This window comes from Flavobacterium piscinae (assembly GCF_004122145.1).
Classification (GTDB): Bacteria; Bacteroidota; Bacteroidia; order Flavobacteriales; family Flavobacteriaceae; genus Flavobacterium; species Flavobacterium piscinae.
In genome coordinates this window covers 243,819-264,074 of the sequence record NZ_SBKQ01000002.1, presented here as the reverse complement: position 1 = coordinate 264,074, position 20,256 = coordinate 243,819, and the positions used below count along the sequence as shown (strand labels likewise).

General features: G+C 31.7%; 24 protein-coding genes. 20 read left to right on the top strand and 4 right to left on the bottom strand.

Translation table 11 applies throughout. From position 1 onward, the window contains the following. The first annotated feature begins 56 nt into the window (after positions 1 to 56). From EQG68_RS02745 to EQG68_RS02650, 20 genes are all read left to right on the top strand, one after another. Entirely contained in the window at positions 57 to 260 is a 204-nt protein-coding gene (locus tag EQG68_RS02745) for a hypothetical protein (RefSeq protein WP_129463251.1), read from the top strand. Positions 261 to 600: 340 nt separating this feature from the next. Beyond that, positions 601 to 1,098 carry a hypothetical protein gene (locus EQG68_RS02740; protein WP_129463250.1) on the top strand — a complete coding sequence of 166 codons (498 nt, stop codon included), beginning with the start codon at positions 601 to 603 and terminating at the stop codon, positions 1,096 to 1,098. A gap of 258 nt (positions 1,099 to 1,356) precedes the next feature. After that, positions 1,357 to 1,950 (top strand): hypothetical protein, encoded by a 594-nt coding sequence (locus EQG68_RS02735; RefSeq protein WP_129463249.1) that lies wholly within the window; start codon positions 1,357 to 1,359, stop codon positions 1,948 to 1,950. Next, entirely contained in the window at positions 1,947 to 2,417 is a 471-nt protein-coding gene (locus EQG68_RS02730; protein ID WP_129463248.1) for a hypothetical protein, read from the top strand. The genes EQG68_RS02735 and EQG68_RS02730 overlap by 4 nt, the downstream gene beginning before the upstream one ends. Before the next feature lie 133 nt (positions 2,418 to 2,550). After that, on the top strand, positions 2,551 to 4,818 hold the full coding sequence (locus EQG68_RS02725) for a Hint domain-containing protein (protein WP_129463247.1): 2,268 nt from the start codon (positions 2,551 to 2,553) through the stop codon (positions 4,816 to 4,818). A gap of 18 nt (positions 4,819 to 4,836) precedes the next feature. Further along, on the top strand, positions 4,837 to 5,226 hold the full coding sequence (locus EQG68_RS02720) for a hypothetical protein (RefSeq protein WP_129463246.1): 390 nt from the start codon (positions 4,837 to 4,839) through the stop codon (positions 5,224 to 5,226). Positions 5,227 to 5,261: 35 nt separating this feature from the next. Next, positions 5,262 to 6,437: a Hint domain-containing protein gene (locus tag EQG68_RS02715; protein WP_129463245.1), complete on the top strand. Its 1,176-nt coding sequence runs from the start codon at positions 5,262 to 5,264 to the stop codon at positions 6,435 to 6,437. 14 nt (positions 6,438 to 6,451) lie between these two features. After that, positions 6,452 to 6,880 (top strand): hypothetical protein, encoded by a 429-nt coding sequence (locus EQG68_RS02710; RefSeq protein WP_129463244.1) that lies wholly within the window; start codon positions 6,452 to 6,454, stop codon positions 6,878 to 6,880. A 42-nt stretch (positions 6,881 to 6,922) separates the two neighbouring features. Next, the gene (locus EQG68_RS02705; protein ID WP_129463243.1) at positions 6,923 to 7,540 is read left to right on the top strand and encodes a hypothetical protein; all 618 of its coding nucleotides are present in this window, start codon (positions 6,923 to 6,925) and stop codon (positions 7,538 to 7,540) included. 50 nt (positions 7,541 to 7,590) lie between these two features. Beyond that, positions 7,591 to 7,845 carry a hypothetical protein gene (locus tag EQG68_RS02700; protein WP_129463242.1) on the top strand — a complete coding sequence of 85 codons (255 nt, stop codon included), beginning with the start codon at positions 7,591 to 7,593 and terminating at the stop codon, positions 7,843 to 7,845. 14 nt (positions 7,846 to 7,859) lie between these two features. Beyond that, positions 7,860 to 8,534, top strand: a complete 675-nt coding sequence (locus EQG68_RS02695; protein ID WP_129463241.1) for a PoNe immunity protein domain-containing protein — start codon at positions 7,860 to 7,862, stop codon at positions 8,532 to 8,534. A gap of 135 nt (positions 8,535 to 8,669) precedes the next feature. Continuing rightward, entirely contained in the window at positions 8,670 to 9,725 is a 1,056-nt protein-coding gene (locus EQG68_RS02690) for a polymorphic toxin-type HINT domain-containing protein (RefSeq protein ID WP_129463240.1), read from the top strand. A gap of 18 nt (positions 9,726 to 9,743) precedes the next feature. Next, a complete protein-coding gene (locus EQG68_RS02685; protein ID WP_129463239.1) occupies positions 9,744 to 10,160 on the top strand; it encodes a hypothetical protein in 417 nt (138 codons plus the stop codon). Positions 10,161 to 10,202: 42 nt separating this feature from the next. Continuing rightward, the gene (locus EQG68_RS02680) at positions 10,203 to 11,072 is read left to right on the top strand and encodes an HNH endonuclease signature motif containing protein (protein WP_129463238.1); all 870 of its coding nucleotides are present in this window, start codon (positions 10,203 to 10,205) and stop codon (positions 11,070 to 11,072) included. 2 nt (positions 11,073 to 11,074) lie between these two features. Further along, the gene (locus EQG68_RS02675; protein WP_129463237.1) at positions 11,075 to 11,482 is read left to right on the top strand and encodes an SMI1/KNR4 family protein; all 408 of its coding nucleotides are present in this window, start codon (positions 11,075 to 11,077) and stop codon (positions 11,480 to 11,482) included. Positions 11,483 to 11,585: 103 nt separating this feature from the next. After that, positions 11,586 to 12,530: a hypothetical protein gene (locus EQG68_RS02670; RefSeq protein WP_164975374.1), complete on the top strand. Its 945-nt coding sequence runs from the start codon at positions 11,586 to 11,588 to the stop codon at positions 12,528 to 12,530. Between the two features lie 13 nt (positions 12,531 to 12,543). Continuing rightward, complete coding sequence (locus tag EQG68_RS02665) at positions 12,544 to 13,218, top strand: PoNe immunity protein domain-containing protein (protein WP_129463235.1); 675 nt, start codon at positions 12,544 to 12,546, stop codon at positions 13,216 to 13,218. Between the two features lie 349 nt (positions 13,219 to 13,567). Then, on the top strand, positions 13,568 to 14,554 hold the full coding sequence (locus tag EQG68_RS02660) for an SH3 domain-containing protein (RefSeq protein ID WP_129463234.1): 987 nt from the start codon (positions 13,568 to 13,570) through the stop codon (positions 14,552 to 14,554). Between the two features lie 7 nt (positions 14,555 to 14,561). Beyond that, the gene (locus EQG68_RS02655; RefSeq protein ID WP_129463233.1) at positions 14,562 to 15,746 is read left to right on the top strand and encodes a hypothetical protein; all 1,185 of its coding nucleotides are present in this window, start codon (positions 14,562 to 14,564) and stop codon (positions 15,744 to 15,746) included. A 10-nt stretch (positions 15,747 to 15,756) separates the two neighbouring features. Continuing rightward, the gene (locus EQG68_RS02650; RefSeq protein WP_129463232.1) at positions 15,757 to 17,217 is read left to right on the top strand and encodes an amidohydrolase family protein; all 1,461 of its coding nucleotides are present in this window, start codon (positions 15,757 to 15,759) and stop codon (positions 17,215 to 17,217) included. 36 nt (positions 17,218 to 17,253) lie between these two features. Here the strand turns inward: EQG68_RS02650 and EQG68_RS02645 are convergent, their stop codons facing one another. The 4 genes from EQG68_RS02645 to EQG68_RS02630 all read right to left on the bottom strand — a co-directional run bounded on the left by EQG68_RS02645 (position 17,254) and on the right by EQG68_RS02630 (position 20,193). After that, positions 17,254 to 17,880, bottom strand: coding sequence for a hypothetical protein (locus tag EQG68_RS02645; RefSeq protein ID WP_164975373.1), 627 nt, complete (start codon positions 17,878 to 17,880; stop codon positions 17,254 to 17,256). A gap of 215 nt (positions 17,881 to 18,095) precedes the next feature. Beyond that, a complete protein-coding gene (locus EQG68_RS15335; protein ID WP_317125509.1) occupies positions 18,096 to 18,485 on the bottom strand; it encodes a P-loop NTPase family protein in 390 nt (129 codons plus the stop codon). 482 nt (positions 18,486 to 18,967) lie between these two features. Continuing rightward, positions 18,968 to 19,894 carry a transcriptional regulator gene (locus EQG68_RS02635; protein WP_129463230.1) on the bottom strand — a complete coding sequence of 309 codons (927 nt, stop codon included), beginning with the start codon at positions 19,892 to 19,894 and terminating at the stop codon, positions 18,968 to 18,970. Between the two features lie 11 nt (positions 19,895 to 19,905). Next, a complete protein-coding gene (locus EQG68_RS02630) occupies positions 19,906 to 20,193 on the bottom strand; it encodes a helix-turn-helix domain-containing protein (protein ID WP_129463229.1) in 288 nt (95 codons plus the stop codon). Between the last annotated feature and the right edge of the window lie 63 nt (positions 20,194 to 20,256).

Genomic DNA, 20,256 nt, shown 5'->3' with positions numbered 1-20,256 from the left:
CTCAGGAAGCAGGTCTTTCACTCGAAGAGTTGAAAAGCTATATACCGCTTCATCAAGTGCAAATACGTATCCCTAACACCAAAGGCGGATTTACTACAATGGATGATGTCTGGGTAAAGAAAATGACCGACCCTGTTACCGGAAAAGAATATCTGGAAGCCATAGTAAATGACTGTAAACTCTCAAAAGATGCACCTTTCAGCAACAGGCAATTTGAATCTGAAAAGGCTCTGGAAATACAGACAGCTATTTTGATTTGAGAAATACAAAGTTTGAGAAGAACTTAAACATAGAACAAAATACAGAAATCAAAGTAAAAACTTATATGAAAACTATGGGTGATGGTGGTTCTCCATCAGATTTAACTAAATTTACTGTTGAAAAAATCAAATAAGAATAAGATTACGTTTAAAAAAGAAATGAACGAAAGAATCATCTTTCATCTACAAGATTATTTTGACTCTAAAGAATACAAATTAAAAAAAAACAAGTGAAGTAATATGTTTCAGAAAAAAAATTGATATTGGTTTTCAGGATATTGCTATCACATCAACCAATTATTATGACACACATTATCTTTCTTTTGCCTATGGGAAAAGAGTGAATAAAATTGAAGAGGTGATGATGGAATTGGAAAAATGCTTTGAACATAATTTTTTCTATTTAAAGAAGGACTCAATAACATATGCTTTTTCACCTCGCAGGATACTTAACGATAAAAAAGAAAAAGAAATAAAAGAAGAAAAAGATATTTTTGATGCTGTTACAACAATTAAGAGCTTTACAGAAGTTTATGCTTTTTCTCTTTTTGATTTCTTAGACGATTTGAAAAATGTTGATGCTGAAATCAATGGAGAAGGTGATAATTTTTGGTTTAATGATAATAAAAATTATGGAATTTTCAGATTTGACGTTAGAAGAATAGTTATTGCAAAACTTGTAAAATCAGCAGAAGAATATAAAAAATTCGCTGATAAACTAATGGCAATAGAAGACAAACGTATTGAAGAAATAAGAAAATCAGAAGAAAAATATAGAGATTTGAAAAACTGGTTTGTGCCAAAAATACTGACTCATTTGGAGGATATTGTAAAGTAATCCTAAACCTCGAACTCAAAAACTGGACGGGCTTTTGGGGCGAAACCATAAAAAGCCAACTAACAAAAGACCTTGGGAAAATGGATAAGTTGGGAGATGTAAAATGGATTTTTAATAAAAAAATGCGTGAACCAAAGCATGTATGAATTAATAAAAAACGTTATCAAAATCTGAAAAAGCAGATGGGAATCCGATTGATGAATTGAACAGCATTCTACTTTAAAAGGTAAAAATAATAGTTGTCAAGTTTTTTAAATTATGAAGAATTTAATAATGCGATTTATAAATCCAAAATGTAATTTGTTGATAATATGCACATTACTATTTTTTCTTTCATGTCAAGAAAAATATATTAATGTTGAAATTATATATCCCAACGAGGAAATATCAATAGAAACTATTCAAAGAGAGTGTAATAATCTGAAAATTTCAAGTAAAACCCAATTTACAAATCTTCCTATTATTGATTTTTGTGAGGGCTTTTGTAAGAATGAAAATGATCAAAGGTTAGTAGAATTTAAAGAAATTAACAAAGAGTTATTTATTCATAAGAAATTATATTCCAAGCATTTAGTTTATACTATTAATTCTGATCAAACTGTTGATAGGATATTGTATTTTTATTTGAAAGAAAAAAGAACTAATCCGTATTATATATCGAATTTGATTTTAGAAGAGCTTTCTAAAATTAATTCAAGTTATAAACCAATAAAAACAGAATCTTTTAAATTAAGAAATCAACCTAAGATTATTAGTTCACTTTATTTAGTTGATAAAGTGAAAAATGATACGCTTATTATTGGATTGAAATCACCGATTATAATTACACAAAAATTAAAATTAATCGAATGAAAAAAACATTTTTATTTATTGTATTGATTTTGTCATCATGTCATGCTGATTTTGAAGCAAATTACGAAGCTTCAATTCGAGAATATAAAAAGATAACAACTCATTCAAACTATAGTTTAGAATATTCTTTAAAAATGATTAATTCATCAAAAAATTTAAAGAAAAAAGTTAATTTTTATGATTTAAGTTTGAGAAATCACTATTATACAATTGAAATTAATGTAAAAAAGCTTAATACAGATTATCACCATCACATTTCAATTTTAACGCATAAAAGTAAATTTAAAAATGATATAGTACTTCCAAGAGACCTTACTATGGATTCACCCAAGAATATACATTATATCCTTTTCGAAAATGAAGAATTTGAACAAATCACGATTTTTTTTGAAAATAAAAATATGGATTTTTACTTTCAGAATGGATTGCTTATCGAGTTCAAGCATTCAGACACTAACTTCATTTGAATTCTATTCCACCTATTTTTCTATTTATTATAAAAATTACGTGTTTTTACGTATTGACCATCTGATTTTGAACAATTAGTTTTATGTTTTTAATATCTTAACAATTTATGTAATTGTTTTGTAAAACATACCTATGAGTTTATCATCCACTTTTCCATCCTTTGAAGACTTTAGCGGTTTTAACAACAGCCCTTTTGGTGCTTTTTGGGAAAAAGAAGAAGCACAGAAATTGAATTTTAAGTTGCTAACCGACAATTCAACAATCAAACAAAACAATCTTGCCGTTAGTTTTAGTTTAGCCTTAGCAACCGATACACCCACAATTGATAAAAAAGTTTCAAAAATTAACGGGATTGACAATTTTACCGTATTTATTGTAGCCAAATCAGGCACAATTAAAAACTTTTCCGGTACGACAAAAGAGGCAAGTGAATTTACAGGATTAAAAATTGAAAATATAATTGAAATCAGAGCCGTAGAATTAGGCTATAATTTATTAGGGAGTAGCCTTTCAAAAGAAACCATTCAAAAATGGGTAAACGAATATGACAAATGGATGAATCCATCCGGTTTTTTTAGTAGTGAGCAATTGGATTTTATTTTTAAAGAAGCGGTTAACTACTATGAAAACAACAAATTCACCATTTTAACCCAACCCGTGACCAATAAAATCTTGATTATGCTTCTGGAGGCATTGCGAAAAGATTTACAATACTACTTTAATGAAGATTATGTTGCCAAATTTTTGCAACAGATAGCGTTGGAATTTAAAAATAACGCTATGATTACCGACCCGAATCGATGGAATCCTTATTTGGCAAATCAAGAACGAAATCCGGATTATGATCCTTATTTTATTACCAATATCAATGCTGAAAAAATTAGAATAGAGGATGCGGTTCAACAATTTGAAGGATTATTAGACCTATCAGATCTGGATGTACTTTTAATTTCTGCTCTTCAAACAAAAATTCCCTTAGAAATTCGTTCCTTACTCAGTGCAATTTATAAATACGTGAAAGACGCATTTATAGAAATGTATCAAGATGCCAAAGCGATGTTGCAAACATTTGCCGACTTACCGGAAATGTATAACGCTTTTTTAGTAGGTTTGTATAACGGATTGATTCGTTTTTTAGCAAGTTTGATTGAAATGGTTGGCTTTTTTGTTTCCTTAGCCAATCCCGGCAATTGGGAAAGCTTTGTTGAAGGATTTAAGAAGTTTTTTAGTGAAATTTGGTCAACCCTAAAAACATTAATAGCAGCTTATTTCAAAAAGTTCACCGCAGCCCAAAACCCTGTAGATTTCATCAAAATCTTTGTAGAAGAAGTCACAGGCATTGCGATAGAGTTGTTTTTGTTGTATGTATCGGTAGGTGTATCAGCAACAAAAAAAATTGCAGAAGCTTTAGAGCGATTACTCAAAAACCCAAAAACAACGGTTGATGATTGGATGGATTATTTTAAGAAGAGGAAGAAGGAGGATTTTGATGAGAAACCAGTAAACAAAGCATTAGATGATGTAGAAAAATTAAAAATAGCACAAAAAATGTGGGACGAATTTGAATATAAATATTTATTGGAAATACCACCAAGCAAGAAACCTTGTTTTCTAGCTGGTACAATGGTTAAAACAGAGAAGGGATTAGTTCCTATTGAAGATATTTTAGTTGGTCAAAAGGTTTTTGCTTATAATTTTGAAATTAAAAGAACAGAATTAAAATCTGTAACTCAAATTTTTAGAAATAAAGCAGAAAAGTTTGTTCGAGTTGGAATTAAAGATAGCTTTATTGAAGCAACCGGACAACATCGTTTTTTGCTACCGGAAGAAAAGAGATGGGAAATGGCCAATGGTTTAAAGTCTGGGATGAAACTGCTAAATTCAGGAGGTAAAATTGTTATTATTTCATCAATTGGAGTTCTTTCAGAGGTTGTTGATACATACAATTTAGAAGTTGAAGACCATCATAATTATTTTGTTGGTATTGATGAGGTACTTACTCATAATAAAACCCGAACTTCTATTTTTGCAAATACCGATTTGATTGATGTCGAGTTTTATAGACATTTTATAGGTGAAGAAATTTTTTATATAGGTCAAACCCAACAAGGTATAGGTACAAGATATGAACAACATAAAAGGGATTTTGAAAGGGACAATGCAAAAAAGTCTTGGATGAGTAAAAAACCTGATAATGGTTATGTAAGAATTAATGGAAATCCAGGGCCATTTAAAATGACCCCTTATGAAGCAGCAGTTACGGAATTATATGAAATAAATAAAAATGGAGGAATGCAAAAAGAGAAAGGAAAATTATTTAATAAACAGAAACCAATTGGGAAGAAGAAATTTGAGCATTTTAAAGAGTTAGGATTTAATCCGTGTAAATTTTATGTTTAAATAAAAAATAAAATAAAAATGAGTTATCCAAAATACCTATTTAAAGACATTTATTGGTCATTTTCAATTGGAGCTATTGATACAATTGAACAGTTTGTTGTAGAAATGGAAAAGTATTACAAAACTATTTCAGGAAAAAATTTTCCTTTAAAATGGGATGAAGTAGTATTTGATTTTCCTAAACTGGAATTACAATATTTAAAATACACAGATGATGATTTTGAAGAGCCTTATGAACTTGTTGAGGCAGATAATGGTTTAAATTTTACAGTGAAAGAACTTTTCTATAAGGTTCATCAAGTTGGTGTAAACTTAGAAAATGACGATAATTGTTATTTTGAAGGATTGCTTTATTCAAATGATGAAAATGAAAATGTACCTATTTATTTTTTAAGAACGGGTAGTTAAAACATTTTTATAAAAAGCTCCACTTTACTTTTTGTTTGTGGAGTTTTTTATTAAGATTCAAAAAGTTCACCGTTGCCCAAAACCCTGTAGATTTCATCAAAATCTTTGTAGAAGAAGTCACAGGCATTGCGATAGAGTTGTTTTTGTTGTATGTATCGGTAGGTGCATCGGCAACAAAAAAAATTGCAGAGGTTTTAGAACGATTACTCAAAAACCCAAAAACAACGGTTGATGATTGGATGGATTATTTTAAGAAGAGGAAGAAGGAGGATGTTGATGAAAAACCAATTGACAAAGCATTAGATGATGTAGAAAAATTAAAAATAGCACAAAAAATGTGGAAAGAATTTGAATATAAAGATTTTCTAGCTAAACCACCAAAAAAGCCATGTTTTTTGGCTGGAACTTTTGTTCATACAACATCCGGTTTAGAACTTATTGAAAACATTACAAAAGGAACAGAAGTCATATGTTATGATGAGGTTAATCAGTTGCTTAAAACACAAATAGTAAGTGAAATTTTCCAAAATAAAGCTGAGAAATTTCTTAGAATATCAATTCAAAACGGTGAAATAGTAGAGGTCACCGGACAACATTTGTTTTATCAAAAGAAAAGTCAAACTTGGATAAAATCTCACCAACTTAAAGTGGGTATGCATCTCTATAATCCACAAAATGGAACTTTAGAAGTCATCACTTCTTTAGAGATTATAGATCATATTGTTGATACTTATAACTTTGAAGTACCTATTTACCATAATTATTTAGTTGGTTCATTTGGTATTTTGGCTCACAATGCAAACAAGTTTTCAAGCATTAATGATGTAACAACACGGAAATATGCGTTTTATGAGTTATTTACTTTAAATGGTAGAATTGCAGAAACACAATATATTGGTAAAACGACAAGGGAAGATTTAGATTTAAGGAATTCAGAACACAAGTATCATGCTCAGAAAAAAGGTGCGTCTTCCAAACATTATTGGAAATTTTCAGAAAAACCACAAATAGCCAACTTAAACAAAGGAGTATTAGAATTTGTAGAAATGACTGAAATTCAAAGTGCTGTTTGGGAGAAGTATTATTTGGAAGAGTATAGAAATTCTACTGGTAGAAAATTACGAAACATTCAAAACCCTATAAGTAAATCAAGATTTAAAGCACTAAAAGATAGTGGAAAACACGGAAATATCTGTATGTTTTTCATTTAAAAAAAGTAATTATTATGGACGCACCAAAAGAAATATTAAAAGAATTGTATTGGTCTTTTTATCAAGTGTTTAGTGATAAAGAAAAATTTGAAAAAGAATTAATAGAATATAATACACGATTGCTAAAACCTAAACCTAAATTGGATAGAATCATCTATCCTGAAAATAAAATCGTAATTCAATTTATGGTATATCAAGATAGTGATGATAACGAATCTGATTATGATGAAGAGAGGCAAATTTTATTGGAGACAAATAACATTAGTGGATTCACCATAAGTGAATTGATGTTTCAGATTAACAATAAAGTTGTTGAAAATGAAGAAGATAATATTGATATTTCAGAACAAGATGCAGTATTCTTTGAGGGGTTAGAATACCTCACAGATGATGACCCTGATTATACTCAAACTAAAGTTTATTATATGATTTTGGGAAGCTAAACTTTACCTTTCGTTTTACGTTTTTTAGCAAGTTTGATTGAAATGGTTGGCTTTTTTGTTTCCTTAGCCAATCCCGGCAATTGGGAAAGCTTTGTTGAAGGATTTAAGAAGTTTTTTAGTGAAATTTGGTCAACCCTAAAAACATTAATTACTGATTATTTCAAAAAGTTCACCGTTGCCCAAAACCCTGTAGATTTCATCAAAATCTTTGTAGAAGAAGTCACAGGCATTGCGATAGAGTTGTTTTTGTTGTATGTATCGGTAGGTGCATCGGCAACAAAAAAAATTGCAGAGGTTTTAGAACGATTACTCAAAAACCCAAAAACAACGGTTGATGATTGGATGGATTATTTTAAGAAGAGGAAGAAGGATGACTCACCCGAAAACACTCCCAATATATTAGATGAGGTTGATGATATTATTGGAAATAGGAAAAAGACACTAGATGATGTTGAGTCAGGTAAAATAAAATTGGATGAAGATGCCAACGGAAATAAACGCAAAAAAGGAGATGAAACCCGCTCAAGCAACTATGCAGAAATGAAGGTTGATGATTATTTTGAAACCCAAAAATTTGTAATTGGAAAAAATAAAGGCACTTTAAAACGAGTCTCTGAAAATACAGTAAGTACATTAGATGACACAATTAAAAAAGTATAGATGGAATATATGAATTTTCAACGCCACCACCCAAGTATGTTATAGCTGAGGTGAAATACAATACAGCAACATTATCAAAAACCACCACTAAAAGTGGTGGGGCACAAATGAGTGAAAGGTGGGTACGCCATGATTTAAGAAAAGGTGCTGTTTCTGCTGAAATTGCAGATGATATTTTAATTCAGGGTTATCAGCCTTTATTGTGCAATGTTTCTAAGCAAGGCAAAGTAACTGTAAATACAATAAATCAAACTCTCACAGAAGCTACTAAAAGTAGTGTTTGGGGAGGTAAAATAACAAACTAATATAATTTGAAATTATGAGAGATAAAGGAAATTTTTCAGAATTAATTAATCAATTACAAAATAGAATTCAAAAATTTAAACAAGCAATAATCTCAGGAGAGGCAAAACCTGATAGGTTTAATGATTTGAAGTCAGCAATATTTGAAAGTTATTTAGACATTGCACAAGCCCACTATTCAAACGGAGCTAATAAAGAAGATGTAAAAAAAGCTGTTTTAGATTGCATTTCGGCATTTGAAGACAGTTTCCAATTTGTAAGTGGTTTTGGTCAATATGATGAAATGATTTGGCTTGTATCAATGGCTATTTTATGCGATGTTTCATTAGAAGATTTTCAAAGGATAACTGCCATTTTAAATCGCGATGGAGTTAATGATCAATTACTTAGTTTTATCATTAAATCTAAAGAAATCACATGGGAGGAGAGTAATTCAAAAGTAATTCAAGAACATCCTTATGCCAAAGCAACAAATTTAAATTCATCTCAAGACATCAAAAATTATCTTGACAAAGTTTGGTATCAAGGTCATAGCGATGCAGCTTGGCATGATACGCATAAAAACACTAAAGTGAATTGCTACTCAGGTTATTGGGCTTGGGAAGCCGCTGCGATAGCCAAGATAAAAGGCATTGAGGATTCATCGCTCAAAACTCAAAAATATTATCCTTATGATGCTGTGCATTGGTAATCTAACCCTTGTTGGTCAACCCTAAAAACATTAATAGCAGCTTATTTCAAAAAGTTCACCGCAGCCCAAAACCCTGTAGATTTCATCAAAATCTTTGTAGAAGAAGTCACAGGCATTGCGATAGAGTTGTTTTTGTTGTATGTATCGGTAGGTGTATCAGCAACAAAAAAAATTGCAGAAGGTTTAGAACGATTACTCAAAAACCCAAAAGCAACGGTTGATGATTGGATGGATTATTTTAAGAAGAGGAAGAAGGAGGATTTTGATGAGAAACCAGTAAACAAAGCATTAGATGATGTAGAAAAATTAAAAATAGCACAAAAAATGTGGGACGAATTTGAATATAAATATTTATTGGAAATACCACCAAGCAAGAAACCTTGTTTTCTAGCTGGTACAATGGTTAAAACAGAGAAGGGATTAGTAGCAATAGAAAAAATAGAACAAGGATTGAAGGTACTATCCTATAATTTTGAAAACCAAAAAACAGAGTACCAAACTGTTTTGCAGACTTTTTCTAATTATGCAGAAAAATATATAGAAATACACACTGAAACTGAACAGTTGAAAGTAACAGGAGCTCATTTATTTTACATTCCTAGTGATAAAAAATGGATTGCTGCAAGCCAATTAAAATTAGATATGCAACTTATAGATTCAAAGCAAAATCTAGTAGCTATTAAAAAATTAGAAATCATTAAGGAAAAAGTACAAACCTATAATCTAGAAGTAGCTCAAAACCATAATTACTACGTAGGGGAACAACAAAGTATTTTAACTCATAATGATAGTAAAAAATTAAAGTTTACAAGTGAAATTATTTACCAATTTAATTTTTATGAATATTATGATGTTGACAATAAGCCTACCTACGTTGGACAAACTACTCAAGAATTAACAAAAAGAGCAGACCAGCATACTCAAGATTATAAAAAACATCCTCAAAAAAAGCAGTTTATTGGGGTTAGTGAAACATTACCCAAAGAAATAAGAATTAATGGAATAAAAGGACCTCACAAAATGACTCCATTTGAATCTGCATTGACTGAGATGTATGAATTAAACGTTAGAGGAGGAAAAAGAGTTGACAATAAAGGATTGTTTAATAAGAAGAATCCTGTTTCTGAACGTTCATTTGAACGTATAAAAAAGGATTTTCCTAGTTTCAATCCTTGTCGTTTTTATGTATAATCTTTAAAATAAATCAAAATGAATTATCCTGAACTATTATTTAAAGACATTTATTGGACATTTTTAGAACCAATTTACAGCGATAAAGATGAATTTGAAAATGCTTTTAAAGAATATCATAAAAGCATTGGCTATAAAGGTAAATATCCACCCATCAAATGGAATGAAGTGTGTTTAAAAGCTCCAAAAGTAATTTTACAATACGTCATTTTTCCAAAAACTGAAAAAGATGAAATAATTGAACCACAAGTTGAAATTTTAGCAGACAATGGCATTTCATTCACTCCAAAAGAATTGTTGTTCAAGATACATAATTCTATTAGAAATGAAATAGAAAATGAAGACCATCATTATTTTGAAGGGTTAACATTTTCTACAGATAACGATCCAAATTATAAAGGCTTTCCAGTATATTTTGTTGACTTAGGCAGTTAACTCTGGCCTCAAGCGGATTGCTTTTTAGCAAGTTTGATTGAAATGGTTGGTTTTTTTGTTTCCTTAGCCAATCCCGGTAATTGGGAAAGCTTTGTAGAAGGATTTAAAAAGTTTTTTAGTGAAATTTGGTCAACCCTAAAAACATTAATTACTGATTATTTCAAAAAGTTCACCGTTGCCCAAAACCCTGTAGATTTCATCAAAATCTTTGTAGAAGAAGTCACAGGCATTGCGATAGAGTTGTTTTTGTTGTATGTATCGGTAGGTGCATCGGCAACAAAAAAAATTGCAGAGGTTTTAGAACGATTACTCAAAAACCCAAAAACAACGGTTGATGATTGGATGGATTATTTTAAGAAGAGGAAGAAGGAGGATGATGCGACGGAAGATGTTTTGCGAAAACTTTCTGAAATAGAAGAATTAAAAAGAATTGATGATGCAATTGAGAAATTAAATATTACTATTTCTGTACCAAAAAACACTCTCAATGCTCTAGAAAGTTTAAAGAAAATTGAAAGTATTTTATTGAAATTAAAGAATAAAAAACCACCAAAAATATTTGATCCCAATAAAGAAGCATTAAAAAAGTTAGGCATAAAGTTACCAAAATCTAAAAACGGTGTAAGTGTTGATTTTGAAAATACTTCTTATCTTTATCCTTCCACAGGAAACCAAAAAAATATTGTAAAAATCAAAATGACAGGGAGTAGAAGATTGGATGATAAATTAGCTTATGAATTATCTGGAATTAAAAAAGATAAAAATTATACATGGCATCATTTAGATGATTACGACCCAATGACAAATACATGTTCAATGCAGTTAGTAAATTTAGAAATTCATGTAAAAACATATCCTCATTTTGGTAGCGTTGAATTAATTAAGCGTTTTTTTAACCTTGAAAAATATTAAATATGTTAAAAATTTTAGACTCGGAAAAAAAAATAAATGACATTGAATTGTTAGAATTTGAGAATAAGTATAATGTTTCAATACCTAACAATTACAAAACTTTTATAAAAAAATATAACGGAGGTTTTACAGAAGATTCAGAAATAGTAGATAAATTCTTAAGTATTCAATATGGTATTGTTACAGTAGCATTAATAATTGAAAGTCACCAAGTAATAGAAAAAAACATTCCAAATAATTATTTACCAATTGCTTTGGATTGGTCAGATAATCCTATTACCATTAATTTAAATGAAGGAGCAGATAACGGTAAAATTGTGAAATTTTATTTTGATACAGATCAGGAACCTGAAATTGTTGCTAATTCACTTGAAGAGCTATTGGAGGTGAAAAGTATAGACGAGATTTAACTCTATCAAAAGAAAATAACTATTTGAATATTAATAATTTATTAGACTTTTGTTTAAATATATTAGTGCTTTAGAAAACTATTTTTTTCAAAGCATTAACTTCTTGTGGTTTTATTCTTCTAGAAGGTTTAACTTTTTTGTTTCCTTAGCCAATCCCGGTAATTGGGAAAGCTTTGTTGAAGGATTCAAGAAGTTTTTTAGTGAAATTTGGTCAACCCTAAAAACATTAATTACTGATTATTTCAAAAAGTTCACCGCAGCCCAAAACCCTGTTGATTTCATCAAAATCTTTGTAGAAGAAGTCACAGGCATTGCGATAGAGTTGTTTTTGTTGTATGTATCGGTAGGTGCATCGGCAACAAAAAAAATTGCAGAGGTTTTAGAACGATTACTCAAAAACCCAAAAACAACGGTTGAGGATTGGATGGATTATTTTAAGAAGAGGAAGAAGGATGACTCACCCGAAAACACTCCCAATATATTAGATGAGGTTGATGATATTATTGGAAATAGGAAAAAGACACTAGATGATGTTGAGTCAGGTAAAATAAAATTGGATGAAGATGCCAACGGAAATAAACGCAAAAAAGGAGATGAAACCCGCTCAAGCAACTATGCAGAAATGAAGGTTGATGATTATTTTGAAACCCAAAAATTTGTAATTGGAAAAAATAAAGGCACTTTAAAACGAGTCTCTGAAAATACAGTAAGTACATTAGATGACACAATTAAAAAAGGTATAGATGGAATATATGAATTTTCAACGCCACCACCCAAGTATGTTATAGCTGAGGTAAAATATAATACAGCAACATTATCAAAAACTAAAACTAAAAGTGGAGGTGCACAAATGAGTGAAAGATGGGTACGCCATGATTTAAGAAAAGGTGCTGTTTCTGCTGAAATTAGAAGGGAAATTTTGGTTCAGGGTTATGAACCCTTATTATGTACTGTATCTAAGCAAGGTAAAGTAACCGTAAATACAATAAATCAAACTCTTACAGATGCAACTAAAAGTAGTGCTTGGGGAGGTAAAGTAACACAATAAAAATTTTAAAAGTATGAGAGATAAAGGAAATTTTTCAGAGTTAATCAATATTTTGAAAGAAGATATTCAATATTATCAAAAAGCAATAATCTCAGGAGAAGCTAAACCTGATAGGTTTAATGATTTGAAGTCTGCTATATTTGAAAGTTATTTAGACATTGCACAAGCCAACTATTCAAATGGAGCAGACAAAGAGGTTGTAAAACAAGCAGTTTTAGAATGTATCCCCGCATTTGAAGACAGTTTCCAATTTGTAAGTGGTTTTGGTCAATATGATGAAATGATTTGGCTTATATCAATGGCTATTTTATGCGATGTTTCGCTAGAAGATTTCCAAAGGATAACTGCCATTTTAAATCGCGATGGAGTTAATGATCAATTACTTAGTTTTATCATTAAATCTAAAGAAATCACATGGGAGGAGAGTAATTCAAAAGTAATTCAAGTACATCCTTATGCCAAAGCAACAAATTTAAATTCATCTCAAGACATCAAAAATTATCTTGACAAAGTTTGGTATCAAGGTCATAGCGATGCAGCTTGGCATGACACCCATAAAAACACAAAAGTGAATTGCTATTCAGGTTATTGGGCTTGGGAAGCCGCTGCTATAGCCAAGATAAAAGGGATTGAGGATTCATCACTCAAAACTCAAAAATATTATCCTTACGACGCTGTGCATTGGTAATCTAACCCTTGTTGGTCAACCCTAAAAACGTTAATAGCAGCTTATTTCAAAAAGTTCACCGATGCCCAAAACCCTGTAGATTTCATCAAAATCTTTGTAGAAGAAGTCACAGGTATTGCCATAGAATTATTTTCGTTGTATGTATCATTAGGTGTATCAGCAACAAAAAAAAATTGCAGAAGGTTTAGAACAATTACTCAAAAACCCAAAAGCAACGGTTGATGATTGGATGGATTTACATTATAGTAAAAATAATTTGTTTTTTATTTAAATTACGTATTTCTACGTATTGTCTCCTTAAAATTTAGTATTTACATTTATAAATCTTATCAGATTTAAAATCAATACTATGGAAACAAAATATGGATTTACAAAAATGACTCTATCCGAATTTGAAAATTGGATGTCACGCTTGAGAGTTGGGCGGACTATTTTAAAAATTCAACAGCATCATACTTATATTCCCAGCTATATTCATTTTACAGGTACTAATCATTTTGAAAGGCAATTGGCCATGAAAAATCATCATGTGAATGAAAATGGATGGCGAGATATTGGACAACACTTTACTGTTTTTCCTGATGGAACAGTTTTGACAGGAAGGAGTTTGGAATTATCACCCGCTTGTATCACTAATCAAAATGCGAATTCCATTTGTATTGAAAACTTTGGAAATTTTGATTTGAATGGCGATGTGATGACTACGCTACAAAAAGAATCTATTATCACAGTAACAGCTGTTTTATGTAAAAAATTTAATTTACTTGTACATTCTAATACGATTGTTTATCATCATTGGTTTCGATTGGACAATGGATTTAGAAATAATGGAACAGGGGGAAATAAATCCTGTCCGGGCACCAATTTTTTTGGTGGTAATAAAGTCCGTGATTTTGAAAATAATTTTGCTCCTTTGGTTACTGCCAAGTTACTTGGACATCTCATAAAAACGGATACTACCTCTGTTTTAAAGTATGTTTGTGTAACCGCAAGTGTGTTGAATATACGAACTGCACCTAAGGCAAGCAGTGCCAGAGCAAAAGAGCGTTCAAGTATTGAGATGGGAGCTGTTTTAAGGGTTTATGCGGAAAAAGATAATTGGTACAAAATATCCCATTCCATGGAACATTGGGTTTCCGGTAGGTTTACTCAAGAGGTAAAACGAGCAACTGTGAATACAACCGTTTTGAATGTAAGAACCGGACCCGGAACTCATTTTCCAAAAACATCCAGTGTGTTGAAAGACGAGGAAATTTTTGTTCATGAGGAGAGTAATGACTGGTGTAAGATAGGTTTGGATGACAAATGGGTGAGTAAATCGTATCTTACTTTTTGATTTAAATATGCATAAAGTAGGTATTTATATATCCGGATTAGGTCAATCTTTTCACAATGAAAATGTAGAAAAGTATGCTGAGCGTTTTAGAAATGAACTTCATGTAAATGAGAAAGGAACAACTTATGCTTTAAAAAGTGAAATTATCACCTACACAGATAAGCAATCAGCAAAAGTGGTTCGATTAGTTAAGGAGGGTTCTACCAATACCAATCAAGTTGCCTACACATTTTATGAATTTGCCTACCATGAACTCTTGACTGAACGTTTTAAGAAGCAAAATATTTTAGTTAAAAATTTAATTTTATGTGGATTAGTTTTAAAAAAATCACCTCAGTTAATTAAACGCCTTTTTATTCCTGATCATTATAACCGTCCCTATTTATCTTTTTATGCTTTTTTTATTCTCATTATCATATCTCTCGCAATTATTTTTCTAATTCCGGCCACGTTAGACATGGTAAGTGGTTTTACCGGAGGAAAGGCTATTTTGAATGGCCTTCATTTAGACTTTTTAAAAAAATGTACTTTTTTAGTCAGTCTATATAAGTTATCTGTTCCTCTGACAACTTTTATTCTATTATTGGTTCCTGAATCTAAAACTATTGTGACTTCAATTGCCACAGAGTTTGCCTGTGCTGACCGTTATTTGAATGATGGTATTCAAAGTCAAGTAATCATGGGTAATTTAGATTTGCTGGTTGATTATATCACAGAACATGAACCCGATTCGAAAATTCAATATCATTGTTATAGTTTTGGCTCCCTCATTGCAATGGATTTCCTATTTCCATTAGGTACCATACCCTCAAACAATACGCAGCAACATTCAGAAGTATTGATCACAATTGGTAATCCATATGAATTTGTAAACTCATATTACAGCAAGTATTTTTTAAATCGAAATTTATTGATGGAGAATAAAATTCAATGGCTAAATGTATATTCACTTTCAGATGCTTTGTCTTCCAACTTTAGAAAAGATGCTACACGCGGTGAGTCTGAGTATGGTTTTAAAGATTCTTCAATTAAGCCCGAAAACATTAATTATGAAATAACGGCGGACAAATCGCAGCATTTTTACAATTTTATCACGATGGATGGAATCAGAATGCATAAGCTTTACTGGGATTTTGACACGAATGGACATAGCTGTATTCGATTGATTCTTTTTAAATTAAAAACTATATAACAGCTTGAAGATGAGAAAACCAATCTATAATATCCACACGCATATTTTTACCATTGACCATGTGCCCAATAAGTTTGGGAGGCGTTTGATGCCTTTGGGGCTTCATCATCTTATTACGATGCGGTTTGTTAAATGGTATTATCAAACTTTCACCTCCAGAGGTAATTATAAATTTAAAGTTTTTAAAAATAGGATTACTGCCTTACGATATAAGCTACTTGATTTCATGAAGTGGACTGTTGTGCTTCAGTTGATTAATAAGTTGGTGCTTTTTTTGTTTCGTTGGGTATTCAAGATTTTGACTAATTTTTTTAGGGTTGATTTTGTTTTTAGTAAAGCTACTCGCGAAACCGTGAAACGTTTTTTGACTTTAGGTCGCTATTCTTTGTACCAGAATCAATCTAAAATTTTTGACTTGTTGACTAAGAGTTATGATTCCAACACCCGTTTTGTGGTACTCTCCATGGATATGGATTTTATGGAAGCCGGAAAGCCAACGGTTTCTTATTTAGAGCAGTTGGAAGAATTGCGAATTATCAAGCAGCGTAAAAAAGATACGTTTCTACCTTTTTTATTTCTGGACCCGAGAAGGATAGAAGCCACGCAAAATCAACTTAAAAATCAAAATTATAAAAATTATGCCAAACATTTGTTGCACACGCAACAGTTTGACGGTATAAAGCTTTACCCCGCTTTGGGTTATTATCCTTTTGACAAGCACCTCATCGAAATGTATAAATTTGCTCAGGAAAACGAAATTCCTATCATCACTCATTGTATAGAAGGTACTGTTTTTTACAGAGGAGATAAGAAGCCAGAGTGGTCGAGTCATCCTATTTTGAAATACAATAAAAAAGGTGGACAATTAGAACCCATTCCTCTACCTCAAAAGAATGGGTTTCAATTCACCACCAATTTTACGCATCCTTTGAATTATCATTGTTTGATGAATCGGGAATTGCTTAAAGATTTTCTTGGTACATCTATAGAAAATACTCCGGATTTGAGTAAATTGAAAATTTGTTTAGCTCACTTTGGTGGGGAAGAAGAATGGAAAAAATATATGAAAGATGGTTGGAATACTTATAATAAAAATATTAATCACGATAGCAAGGATGCTTACTTGAGGTATAAAAACACCCTCACTCACGGAAACCCCAGAACTATTTGGTGGAATGCCAGTTGGTTGTCTGTTATTTATGATTTGATGATTGCTTATGAAAATGTATATGCGGATATCTCGTTTATTTTGCATGATCAAGATTTATTTCCTTTGTTACGGTTTTTATTAGAGGATGAAAAAGTAAGGCACAAAATTTTATTTGGTTCGGATTACTATGTTGTGAGCCAGAAAAACACTGAAAAGGATTTGCATTTGAACTTACGCGGTTACTTAGGTAATGAGTTATTTGAACTGATTGCGAGTGATAATCCGAGACGATTTTTGAGTACGAAGTTTAAGCAGTATTGATTAACGGTAATTAGCTAGATTAAAGTTATAAATTGATTACCATTCTAATGTATCGATGAAAAATTTCAAATAATATAATTCAATGGTGCAGTCGTCTTCCAGATCTTCCGCTGTTAATTGGTCAATTTCTATAAAGGTTAAGTCATTCGCAAATGATTTTTCACCAATTAAGTGCTCGATGTGAATGTAAACAGCTTCGCGTAGTCTTGGGTTGTCCTTGTGGACTATGTAGTTTTTGAGTAGTACTTTTATTCCCAAATCAGTTGGTTTGTTAGGGTTTTCTAGTGGGATGAAATACATTTCGCTTATTCGCAAAGTAATGCCGTAATATTCCAATGGTTTGTCGGTTCCGTTTTCATATTTTTCAATGTTTAACTCGGGTTGAAGGAATGCGGTTATTTTCCAACGTTCTATAAGTGGTGCGTGATGAACTAGTAATTCTACTTCTTTGAAAAGGTAGGGGTTACCATTTGCGGTGATGATTAATTCTGCACCGTTTTTTTTGTTTTTGATGATGAGGTTCAGGTCTTTGTTGTATTGATGGAGAACTTCGATTAGTTTATCGAAATGGGTTTTTAGTTCTTCTTGAGGGATTTCGTTTAGGAGCAGGAAAACGAAGTTGTTTTGTTGGAAGTGGTGCCAGAAGGAGGTTATTGGGTTCATTTTTTTGAGGTGCTAAGGTTCTGAGTTATTAAGGTTCTGAGGTTTTTGGAACACGGATGAAACGGATTCTCCAGGGCGAAACTTGGATTTATACGGATTTTTTTTAAAGCAAAGGTGCTAAGGTTTTTAGTTACTAAGGTTCTGAGGTTTTTGGAACTCGGATTTTTTTAACCGCAAAGGGCACAAAGATTTTACGCTAGGTTCGCTAAGTTATTTTATCGTTTATCTGGTGTAGTTTTATCGTAAGCAATAAGGTTTACCATCTCACGTAAACGACTTCTAACTCGGTTGCCGTAATGTTTTTCTATTTCTGTGGCTGATAGGTTTGTGGTGATGTGGGTTTGAAGTTTTTTAGAAATGAATAGATCATATCGGCTTAATAGAATTTCAGCCATTACGTTGCATTCGTTGCCGAAGTATTTTAGGTTGTTTTCTGTTCCTAAATCGTCAAAGCAATAGGTTCTTGGTTCGGATTGATAGAGTTTACCGATGCTGTATTTGTGTATGATTTGGTAACCGTCTTGGATGAATTCAAAGCTGATGTCTCGGCAGGGCTTTACGGAGAATTTGTGTTCGGTGGGGGTTAGGTATTTCATTAGGTTCATGAGTGATGTTTTGCCGCAGCCGATTGGGCCGGTTAGTAGTATTCCTTTGTTTAAATTTATGTTATATTGAAAGCAAGTTTGCTCGTCTTTCAGGAAGTACGCGATTAGCTTGCACACGATTGGATGATCGGTTTCAAGGATTTTGAAATGATTGCCGTATATTTCGATGCCTTTTTGTTCGAGCCAATTGATTACTTCTGGGTAGCTGTAGTGGGATTTTATATTTTCATTCATTGGGTTGCTTTTTGTTCGCTAAAGCGAAGGTTTTGGAACACGGATTGCACAGATTGAACAGATTTACACGGATTTTATTGAACCACATAGAAACATAGTTTTTATAGTTTTTTTTTGTTAAGACGCTTCGCCTTACATAGGTTAGCTAAGGTTTAACCGCAAAGGCCGCAAAGGTTTTACGCAAGGTTCGCAAATATTTCTGGACGCAAAGGTTGAGATACTGAAACAAGTTCAGTATGACAGTAGTGTTATAAAGGTTCGGCATAGTTTTTATCGGTTGAAGTGTTGAGGTGTTTTGGTCGGTTTGTTGGTGTTGTGTCGTTATTGTTATTGAAATTTACGCTGTTGATTATCCAGTTTTGTGCTGCTGCTTGCCAATCAACCATTGGGGTTTTGCCACCGACTAACCAACCGACACTGGTGAAATAATTGAAGAATTTTTGGGCTTCGAGTTCGGGGAAGTTATTTTTTTGGAAATAAGTTTTGACTTCTTCGTTTGATGGCTGTAACTTTTCTTCTTTTTTATCGGAACTTTTTTGCCAATTGTTTTTTATTTGATTTTCATCGGAGTTGGCGAATGCAGAATTTTCATTCTGCATTTCTTCTTTTTCTTTTTTTGCGGAATTTTTTTCTTTTTCTGAATTTTCATTTTTTAAATCTGAATTATTTATTTTTTCAAAATTTTTTGTTTGCTTTTCCAAGTTTGAAACGTTTTTATCGTTTAAAATGTTTGTATTGTTTATATAGTTTATAGAAGGTATTACTGCTTGTTCAGTACCTGTTTCACTACTAGTACAAGACTTGTTCAAAGCTTGTTCAGAAACAAGTTCATTAAGTGGTTCATTTTTTGGTTTCCTTTCGGATTTTGGAGCTGGTTTTAAATCATCTGAAAAGTTGAATAAAATGACATGACTTCCTTTGAATGGATTGTATGATGGTTCGTAGTTGATATACCCCAAATTATGCAAGTTCTTGAGGCATTTGTGATAGGTTGCTTTGGAACTGATTTTACTTATTCGCATTACCTCATCACGATTGATACTTATTGGATTTTTAAAACGGTTGCAGTTCCAAAATTGGAATAAAGCAATGTATAAGCTAATGTGTGTTGGATTTAGCTTTTTATCAATGGCTACTTTCTCAAAGAAACCTGTTAGATGTTTTATGTAATTCATTTGGATTGTAATTACTTAAGCAGAGTAGGTATAGCATTTACCTTGTTTCCATTTAATAATTTATCAATATCTGAATTGTCATAATACATAATACCGCCTATTTTGGTATAGGTTAGTGTTCCGTTGATGCGGAGATTTTGCAATGTACCTGGAGAGATGTTTAACAGTTTACGGACTTCATTGGATTTGAGCCACTGTTTTGTTTGTTGGGGTTTGGTTTGAATGATTTCTTTTAAATCGTTCAAAAGAAGACTTCTGAATTCGTTTAAGTCTTCGCGAGTGATAACTTCGATTGCCATAACGTATGTTTTAGATTGTTATGGTACAAAATTGTGAAGATTGATTTGTTTTATTTCACAACG